The sequence below is a fragment of the Actinomycetota bacterium genome (assembly GCA_030774015.1).
Taxonomy (GTDB): Bacteria; Actinomycetota; UBA4738; order UBA4738; family JACQTL01; genus JALYLZ01.
The window spans coordinates 1-9132 of the sequence record JALYLZ010000198.1 but is presented as its reverse complement, the minus strand read 5'-3'; the positions used below and the strand labels follow the sequence as shown (position 1 = coordinate 9132).

The window sequence follows — 9132 nt, the reverse complement described above, 5'->3', positions numbered from 1 at the left end:
AAGCCGTTCGAGTGGAAGTTCACGCGGGCCGACCTCGCCAAGCTGATGAAGCGTGTGGCCGAGCGGCAGTTGCCGGTGGCAGCGTGATGGGTCCGAATACGTTAGCGAACTTTCGACCCAGAGCACTTAGCTTACAATGAGCGCCCTCATCGGAGGGACCAGCTCGAAGGGGGCGGTGCAATGCGCGCGCGGCTGTCGTGGATGATCACCGGCTCGGTGGTGGCGCTGCTGGCGGCGGCCGTGGTCATGCCGCTGGCGGTGCCCGCCGCCGCCGCGGCGCTCGCCGCGAACATCGACACGAGCACGATGCACGGCAACGAGGCCGAGGACGCCATCGCCGTCAACCCCACCAATCCCAAGAACATCGTCACCATGGCCACCCTCCCCGACGTCGTGAGCGGCCTGTTCGAAGGTGTGTCGTTCGACGGTGGCAAGACGTGGACCCGCAGGGTCATCGGCGCCAACGAAGAGTTCGCCGACATCTGTTGCGACCAGCAACTGGCGTGGGATCACTTCGGGAACCTGTGGATGACCTACCTGGACCTGAACAGCGGCGACGTCTTCGTCGCGCTGTCGACGGACGGTGGACTCACGTTCCGGAAGGTGGCGGACATCGTGCCCACGACGCCGCCGGGAAGCGCGGCCATCAACGATGCTCAGGCCAGGCGGCTCAACTCGCCGAGAGCGCCCGGCGCGAGCGCCGACCAGCCGTCCATCTCGGCGGGCCCCGGCAGCGTGTGGGTGAGCTACACGAGCTTCCCCTCCGTCGTGGTCCAGGCGTTCGGCGCGAGCGTCGCCGGTCTCGGCCAGTTCGGGACCTTCACCGCTCCGCAGAGCGTCCCCACGAACGCGGGGGTGGGGGACTACGGGGACACCGCGGTGGGGCCGGGGGGCCAGGTCCTGGTGACGTATCAGGACCAGACGGGCGGCCAGGGCGGGACGCACATCTACACGGCGCTCGACCCCGACGGGCTGGGGCCGGCGGGCTTCAACAGCCCGCTGCTGCTGGCGCGGAGCTACGTGGGAGGGTTCGATTACATCCCGGCCCAGCCGAACCGTTCCGTCGACGCCGAGGCCAACCTGGCCTGGGACCGGAGCGGCGGCCTGCACGCCGGCCGGGTCTACGCGATCTGGACCGCGGAGAACGGGAACGAGACCAACGACATGGACATCATGTTCCAGTACTCCGACGACAATGGGACGAACTGGAGCCCGGCGGTGAGGCTGAACGACGACAACACCACCAACAGCCAGTTCAACCCGGCCATCGCGCTCGACCAGGTGACCGGCTATCTGGGCGTGTCCTGGTACGACGCCCGGAACGACCTCGGTGCGGGAGGCCGTGGCGACACCGACGGGGTGCCCAACGACGACGTCCAGATCTGGGCCACCGACTCGAGGGACGGCGGCGCGACCTTCGCTCCCAACTTCCAGGCGAGCCAGGGGACGTCCAACGCCAACGACGCGGGGAGCTTCTTCGACTACGGGGACTACACGCATGCGGCCTTCCAGTCCCACACCTTCTACCCGGCGTGGTCGGACAACTCGAACAGCACCGGCGACAACCCGGACGGGACGCTGCACCAGCTGGACCTGTACACGACGCCGGTGACCGTGCGGTAGCTCGAAGGCACGGCGGCCGCGTCTGGGGATGGACTCCCGGGTTCCTAGGTGGTCTGGACGCCGTGCTTCCGGAGGAACTCCCTGGCCTCCTGCATCGCCTCACGGCGAGCCTGCTGTGCCTGCTCCATGTCGGACGGCTGGCCGCCGGGCTCTCGAGCTTTCTTCAACCGGTCGGTGGCCGACACGATCTTCGAGAGGATCTCGACCGCTTGGTGTCGTCCCGGGCCGCCGCCCGGTGGCTGCTCGCTCATGGTCCGTCCCTCCTGTCCCGGATGGGGTTTGGGCCACGAGTCTGAGCGGGTGGAGCCCACATTCGCAAACGCCCCATGTCGTCGGCGCCGTCAGGCCGAGGCGGACGGAGCGAGCGCTCTCAGCTGGGCGGCGATGCGCTCGGCGCGCTCTTCGGGGGTCGGCGCCACCGAAAGGTGCATGAGGATGGCGGTCCGGACGCCCGCCTCCCCGTACGCCTCCAGCCTCGCGCTGCATTCGTCCGCGGTCCCGTGCACGAAGAAGGCGTCGACCATGGCCTCCGGGAACAGCGAGACCGCCCGCGCTCGGTCCCCCGCCTGCCAGGCCTCGACGACGGCCGCCGCGGGTTCGCCGAAGCCCTGGCGAGCCAGCGTCGCGGTGTAGGTCGGCACGATCGCGTACCCGGTGAGCAACCTCCGAGCCAGGAAACGGACCGGCTCGGGCGGCTCGTCCACCGCGATCGGGATTCGCAGGACGACGTCGAAATCGGCCGGGTCGCGCCCGGCCTGCCGCAGGCCGGCGCGAACCTCACCGAGCGCGTTTCGGACTCCCTCGGGAGACATCAGGGCGAACTGGACCCCATCGGCGACCGAACCGGCCAGCCGGCACATCCGAGGGCCGAGCGCACCCACGTGGATGGGGATCGTCGGGGCGGGCTCCGTCTGCCGCCGGAACCCGTGGATCCGTACCGTTCGGCCCTCGAACGACACCTTGTCGCCGGAGAGGATCCGGCGCAGGGCGTCGACGTAGTCGCGGACCCGTTCCACCGGGCGCTCGAAGCCGAGGCCCATCCATCTCTCCACGATGTCCCGCGTCGACGTCCCGATCCCCAGGACGAACCGCCCGCCGCTGAGCGCTTGCATGCTGGCCGCCGTCATGGCGAGCAGCGCGGGGGGGCGGGTGAACACCGGCACCAGCGCCGTCCCCAGCCGCACATGCGCCGTCTTCACGGCGAGGGCGGCCAGCGGAGAGAAGGCATCCGCGCTGCCGACCTCCGACGAGAACACGTCCGTGTATCCGAGCGCCTCGGCCAGGGCACCGACCTCCACCGAGGCCGCGACGCCGGCCATCTCGACCGGGGGCGTGATTCCGAGTCTCATCGCACAATCCTAGGTGCCCGGGGCGGGCGAACTCGCTCCCTGCTCGATGGTGGGCGGGTGGGTCATACTTCGGCCCCTGACGGCGACCCGCGCGGGTCGGCGATCGAGAGGAGGAAAGATGCCGCTGTATCTCTCGAAGTTCAGCTACACGCCGGAGACTTGGGCCAGGCTGATCGGCAACCCGGAGGACCGCCGTCAGGCCGCTCAGTCCTACATCGAGTCTGTGGGTGGGAAGCTCCACGGGTTCTGGTACGCCTTCGGCACGCACGACGGCTACAACCTGTGGGAGGCCCCCGACAACGTGTCCATGGCCGCGGTTGCGCTGGCCATCACCGGCGGCGGTGCGCTCAGCTCGCTCGAAACGACCGTCCTCCTGACCGTCGACGAGACGATGGATGCCCTGCGCAAGGCCGAGCAAGTCCGGTACCGAGCGCCCGGCGCGTAGCGGCCCGCGCGCCCCGGCGCTGCGCCTATGGGAACCGAAGCCGATCCCATCCCCGCGTGGCTCGCCAGCGCGGACGATCTGGCTCGCTTCCTGCTCGACCGTGCCCGGCCCCTTCGCTTCGACCTCGCGCGAACGGCCGACGAGCTCGACGCGGTGTTCCGGCGCCGGCGCCGGATCTCGATCGAGCGCGGATGGAGGCGCCCCGAGGAGATGCCGGGCGGCCTCGAGCGGGACGAGTACGACGACGAGCACGCCGCACAGATCGTGGGGTGGGACGGGTCCCGCCTCGCGGCCACGGCCCGCGTGGTCTATCCGGTGCCGGGGAGGCCGCTGCCGACCGAGGCGGCGTTCGGGATCGTCGCCGAACCCGCCGGTCGGGTCGTGGACGCCGGACGGCTGATCGTCGCCCCCGAGTATCGAGACGGCGAACATCGGGTCCTCGGTGGCCTTTCGGCCAGCATCTGGACCGCGATGGCCGCCCGAGGCCACCGTTGGGCCGTCGTGGCGATCTCGCAGCCCATGATCGACTTCTGCCGAACCCTTGGCTTCGACGTGGTGACCCTCGGCCCGTCTGGCCGGTACTGGGGTGAGGACCGCTTCCCCGCGCGGTGTCAGCCCCGGACCCGCGAGCGTGGAGCTGACTCGCCGCGGCCGGGTGAGCGCAGGCGCCTACGCTTGACCGCTGACCACGGCCTCGCCGCCGAGCGTGAGCTTCGACGTCGGCTTCGGATCGATCCTGGTGCTGAGCCCCGTCGCCGTGGAGCGTTGCAGCAGACCCACGTGCCCGAAGCGATACGTCGTGCCCTGGAACGTGAACTTCGACGCCCTCGTCCGTTGCAGCGCGGCGGTGAGGTGTGGCAATCCCGTATTCGGCGCGGTGACGCTCAAGACGTCGTGGAACGTGGCGGTGTCCGCCGCGATCAGCTTCCCGGACTTGAACGAGGTGGGATCGGAGAAGCTCGCGCCCCCGTTCGGGTCGAAGTAGTACTGGACCGAGCCACTGGCGTCGATGATGAAGAGCCCGTTGAACTCGACGCGGGCGAAGAGCTTGGCCGTCCCGAAGTACGTGAAGCGCGCCGTGGTCTCGTCGTGGGGTGGCCGGTGAAGAGCTGGGAGACATGGAGCCCGGCGATGGCGGACAGGAAGCCGTAGGAGGTGAGGTTGTCGCCGTCCTGGTCGACCTGTCCGGCGTACTCGAAGGAGTTCTTGCCGCCGGCCCCCGTCCCGACCTCGCCCGGTGGGCTCTGGGGCGCGGCCATCGCCGGGTTCCCGATCTCGACCCAGCCGATCGCCGAGGCCACGACGCCCGCGGCGGCCACCTTGCCCGTTCCGGTGAGCAGCTTCCTCCGAGTGATGCGCGCGGAGTTGTCCCCCATCTGTCCCTCCCCACCCATCCGCAACATGCACACCGCGACTGTCCGCGCGTCGCGAGGCCGGCTCCCGCCCGCCGGAGCGTACGACGGCCGGCATCCCCAGCTCAAACCAAGCCGAGAGGTTCCGGTGGCCGTTCGAGCGTGGTTCGACGTGACGCTCGTCAGGTCAGCTCGAACGCGCTCCCGGGGCGAAACTTGGGGGCGTAGTCGTCCAGGTCCTCCGAGCCCGGGGCGAACTCCAGCACGACGGGCTGTCGTTCGAGGCGGCGTCCGTCCCGCCGGTCATGGAGCTCCACGGCCACGTTCGCGGAGTCCCGGTCGAACAGTCCGAGGCCGTCCCGCGCGTAGACCTGGGTCAGGATGGACGGCGCGATGGCCAGGCGAACCTTCATCCCCTCCGCCTCCGCGACGATCTCCACACGGATCATGGGCTGACCCACGGTTCCTCCTTCCATCGGTGGGCCCCGCGGGGCCCCACCGGCCTAGCCCGAACCCTCCAGGGCGGAGAGCTCCTCCGTCGCGCGCTCCCATCGCTCCTCGAGCGACGCGATGCGTTCTCGGGTCTCCCCGTGGCGGCGGACCGCCGTCGCCACGTCGTCGCCCCCGGTCTTGTAGAAACCGGGATCGGCGAGCCGCTCCTCGAGGCGGCGGAACTCGGCGGTCTCGCGGTCCAGGTCGCGCTCCACCCGCCGGACCGCCGTCAGATGCTCCTGGAGGCGGGCCCGCTCGAGGGCCGTCGCCTGCCGTCGGGACTTCCCGTCGAGCGGCACCGGAGGCCGAACACCGGGGGCCGGCCGGACGCCCGCAGTCGGCTCGGCAGCGCCGGGGCTCGCCTCCCGCTCCTTCCGGTACCGGTACAGCTCGTAGTCGCCTTCGTAGGACGTGACCAGGCCCGCTTCCACCTCCAGGATGCGGTCGGCCACGGTTCGGATGAGGTGGCGGTCGTGGGTGATGAGCACGAGGGCGCCCTCGTAGGCCTGGAGCGCTTCCTCCAGGGCGTCCCGGCTGGGGATGTCGAGGTGGTTGGTCGGCTCGTCCAGGCAGAGCAGGTTGTAGGGCTGGACCAGCAACCGTGCCAGCGCCAGCCGGGTGCGCTCGCCTCCTGAGAGCACGGCCACAGGCTTCTTCACGTCATCGCCGGAGAACAGGAACCGCCCCAGTAGGTCCCGGGCGTTCACCTGCGCGCCGGCGGGGATGGCTCGCTCGAGCTCCTCCAGGACCCGGTTCCGGGGATCCAGGGCCTCGATCTGGTGCTGGGCGAAGTACCCGACCAGCGCGTTCGCGCCCAGCCGACGTTCGCCCGCCTTCGGGTCGAGGGCCCCGGCGACGAGCTTCAGCAGGGTCGACTTCCCCGCCCCGTTCGGTCCCACCAGCGCCACCCGCTGACCTCGCTCGATCGCCACGCTCAGGTCCCGGTAGACCTCCACGTCGCCGTAGGAGAAGTCCACGCCGGCGAGCTCCACCACCACTCGGCCCGGCCGCGGCGGCGAGGGGAACCACAGCTTCAGGGCCCGGCGCTTCCTGGACGGAACCTCCACCCGCTCCAGCTTCTCGAGCTGTTTGATCCGGCTCTGCACCTGCCGGGCCTTGGTGTTCTTGTACCGGAACCGCTCGATGAACCGCTCGGTCTGGGCGATCTTGCGGCCCTGGTTGCGCGCGGCGGCCTCGGCCTGCTCCCGCCGAAGCTCCCGCTGCTCGACGAACGCCTCGAAGTTGCCGGTGTAGGAGGTGAGGGTCCGGCCCTCCACCTCCACGACGCGGGTGGCGACGCCGTTCATCACGTCGCGGTCGTGAGAGATCAGGACCACGGCGCCCTCGTACGCGGCGAGGAAGCCCTCCAGCCACACCACGGACTCCAGGTCGAGGTGGTTGGTCGGCTCGTCCAGGAGCAGGCAGTCCGGGTTCGCCACCAGGAGCTTGGCCAGCGCCACCCGCATCATCCACCCGCCGGAGAGCTCCTCGATCATCCGGCCCAGGTCGCGCTCCCGGAAGCCCAGGCCCGCGCAGATCCTGGAGGCCTCGGCCTCAAGGGAGTAGCCGCCGAGTGTCTCGAAGCGGGACTGGAGGTGCCCGAACTCCGTCAGGAGCCGCCCGCGCTCGGCGGTGTCGGTGGTCTCGGCGAGCTCGCGCTGGAGGACGTCGAGGCGGTGCCCCGCCTCGGTCATGGCCTGCCCGGCGGAGAGCACTTCGGCCAGGGCCGTCTTGCCCCGGAGCGCGTCGGTCTCCTGGGGCAGGTAGCCGATCACCGCATCCTTCGGCACGGTGATCTCCCCCCCGTCGGGCTGCTGGATGCCGGCGATCATCTCGACGAGGGTGGTCTTGCCCGAGCCGTTCGGTCCGACCAGGGCGACGCGGTCCCGCGCGCCGATGCGCAGCGAGGCGTCCCGGAACAGCACCCGGTCGCCGAACGCCTTGTGAAGTCCGCGGACGTCGATCACGTTGACGAGGGTACGAGAGTTCGGGCCTGTCTCAGCGTTCGGCAGCCGCCTCGGACCGGCACACTGTGGGGCATGGACGGTGAGGTGGTCACGCCCGGCGGCATCGTGGTTCCTGCCCACGCCCTGACGTGGCGCTTCTCCCGCGGTACCGGGCCCGGCGGCCAGGGGGTGAACACCACGGACAGCCGCGTCGAGCTGGTGCTCGACCTCACGGCGCTGGTGGCCTCGGAGGAGGTGGCGGATCGCGTGCGGCAGCGGTTCGGCGAGTCGCTGCGGATCGTCGCCGCCGCCGAGCGGTCGCAGTTGCGGAACCGCGAGGAAGCACTGCGGCGCCTGGCCGAACGGCTGGACGCGGCGGCTCGGCCCCGCCGCCCCCGTAGGCCGACCCGCCCGACCGCGGCCTCGGAGCGGAGGCGCCTCGAGGAGAAGCGGCGGCGCTCGCAGGTCAAGGCGGCACGCAGCGATCCCGGCGACGAGGCCGGCTGAAGGTCCGTCTCCGCTCAGGCTTCGTTGGCGAGCGCGGCGGCGAGCGGCAAGGCCAGGTTGCCACGCCGGACCACCCGGACGTTCCGTCCGAGCCCGAGCCATCCGGAGAGCGACCGGAGCTCCCGGCTCAGAGCCTCCGCCACCTCCTCCGCGGGCTCGCCCGGCTCGAGATGGGCCGATTGCACGCGGAGGAACCCCTCCTTGCGCTCGGCCTTGAGGTCCACTCGTGCCGGGATCCGCTCGTCGTGCAGGAACGGCAGCACGTAGTAGCCGTGCGTGCGCAGGTGGGCCGGCACGTAGATCTCGATCCGGTAGTGGAACCCGAAGAGGCGGTGGACGCGATCCCGGAACCACACCAGCGAATCGAACGGCGACAGGAGGGCGCTCCGGGCGACCCTCCGCGGAAGGCGCGCGTCCTGGTGGAGGTACGCGGGCTGACGCCACCCCTCGACCGCGACCGGCCGGATCACGCCCTCCTCGACCAGCTCGTGGATCCGGGGCCTGGCCTCGGGGACCCGGATGCGGAAGTAGTCCGCCAGGTCGGCGGCCGTCCCGACGCCGAGCGACCGCGCGGCGACGGCGAGCAGCTGCCGGTGCGCTTCCTCCTGGCCCGGCTCGGGAGCGTCCAGGGCCTCCGGGGGGATCACGCGCTCGGGAAGGTCGTACCTCCGCTCGAACCGGACCCGGGACGCCACCGAGACCTCGCCCGCCCAGAACAGGTACTCGAGCGCGATCTTCCCCGTCTTCCAGTTCCATCCCCATCCGGTCGTCCCCCGATGGCCGGCATCCTCGAGATCGGAGACCGCAACAGGGCCCCGCTCGCGAACCTGCTCCAGCACGGCCCGAACGTAGCCGGGATGCTCCCGGTTCAGGCGAACCATCCCGCCCCACGCCTCGCCCATCGAGGCCCGGCGCATGTGCCACCGGAACAGCGGATACATGGCCGTCGGGATGTACGACGCCTCGTGGCCCCAGTACTCGAAGAGCTCCCGGTGCCGGTAGGCCATGTCGTCCAGCGTCGCCCGTGGGTACGGCCCCAGCCGGGAGAACGGGGCCACGTAGTGCGACCGAGCCAGCACGTTCACGGAGTCGATCTGGATCAGTCCGACCCGGCCGAACACGCGGCGGAGGTGCCGGCGGTCCACCCTCCCGGGCGGCGGCGGGTCGGCGAAGCCCTGCGCGGCGAGTGCGAGCCGCCGGGCCTGGGCGATCGAGAGGGACTCCACGAAGGTGGCAGCCTACCGGCCCACACGCGGGCCGCGGCCGGATGGGCGATCAGAACCGGCGGGCTCTGCGCAGGCCTCGGGAGCGGCCGTCCGGGTCCAGCAGGTACCGGTACGCGGGACGGGCCCACCAGGTCGCCCAGCGTGAGACCGGGCGCGGCGCGTGCACGCGCACCCGGCCGGGCGGGCGAGGGC

General features: G+C 71.0%; 9 protein-coding genes. 4 read left to right on the top strand and 5 right to left on the bottom strand.

Translation table 11 applies throughout. From position 1 onward, the window contains the following. Window positions 1–180: 180 nt before the first annotated feature. Entirely contained in the window at window positions 181–1623 is a 1443-nt protein-coding gene (locus M3Q23_18715; GenBank protein MDP9344082.1) for a glycoside hydrolase, read from the top strand. Window positions 1624–1667: 44 nt separating this feature from the next. On the opposite strand, the gene M3Q23_18710 is transcribed toward M3Q23_18715, so the two are convergent. Beyond that, window positions 1668–1874 carry a hypothetical protein gene (locus tag M3Q23_18710; protein ID MDP9344081.1) on the bottom strand — a complete coding sequence of 69 codons (207 nt, stop codon included), beginning with the start codon at window positions 1872–1874 and terminating at the stop codon, window positions 1668–1670. 90 nt (window positions 1875–1964) lie between these two features. Then, window positions 1965–2972, bottom strand: a complete 1008-nt coding sequence (locus tag M3Q23_18705; GenBank protein MDP9344080.1) for an LLM class flavin-dependent oxidoreductase — start codon at window positions 2970–2972, stop codon at window positions 1965–1967. A 118-nt stretch (window positions 2973–3090) separates the two neighbouring features. On the opposite strand from M3Q23_18705, the gene M3Q23_18700 reads away from it, so the two are divergent. Both M3Q23_18700 and M3Q23_18695 read left to right on the top strand, forming a co-directional pair. Further along, window positions 3091–3417, top strand: a complete 327-nt coding sequence (locus tag M3Q23_18700; GenBank protein ID MDP9344079.1) for a GYD domain-containing protein — start codon at window positions 3091–3093, stop codon at window positions 3415–3417. Window positions 3418–4123: 706 nt separating this feature from the next. Further along, window positions 4124–4402 (top strand): hypothetical protein, encoded by a 279-nt coding sequence (locus M3Q23_18695; protein ID MDP9344078.1) that lies wholly within the window; start codon window positions 4124–4126, stop codon window positions 4400–4402. 549 nt (window positions 4403–4951) lie between these two features. Here the strand turns inward: M3Q23_18695 and M3Q23_18690 are convergent. Beyond that, complete coding sequence (locus M3Q23_18690) at window positions 4952–5230, bottom strand: hypothetical protein (protein ID MDP9344077.1); 279 nt, start codon at window positions 5228–5230, stop codon at window positions 4952–4954. 42 nt (window positions 5231–5272) lie between these two features. Further along, window positions 5273–7228 carry an ATP-binding cassette domain-containing protein gene (locus M3Q23_18685; protein MDP9344076.1) on the bottom strand — a complete coding sequence of 652 codons (1956 nt, stop codon included), beginning with the start codon at window positions 7226–7228 and terminating at the stop codon, window positions 5273–5275. A gap of 72 nt (window positions 7229–7300) precedes the next feature. On the opposite strand from M3Q23_18685, the gene arfB reads away from it, so the two are divergent. Next, complete coding sequence (gene arfB / locus M3Q23_18680; protein ID MDP9344075.1) at window positions 7301–7714, top strand: aminoacyl-tRNA hydrolase; 414 nt, start codon at window positions 7301–7303, stop codon at window positions 7712–7714. Window positions 7715–7728: 14 nt separating this feature from the next. Here the strand turns inward: arfB and M3Q23_18675 are convergent, their stop codons facing one another. Next, window positions 7729–8940 (bottom strand): winged helix DNA-binding domain-containing protein, encoded by a 1212-nt coding sequence (locus M3Q23_18675; GenBank protein MDP9344074.1) that lies wholly within the window; start codon window positions 8938–8940, stop codon window positions 7729–7731. Window positions 8941–9132 lie beyond the last annotated feature (192 nt).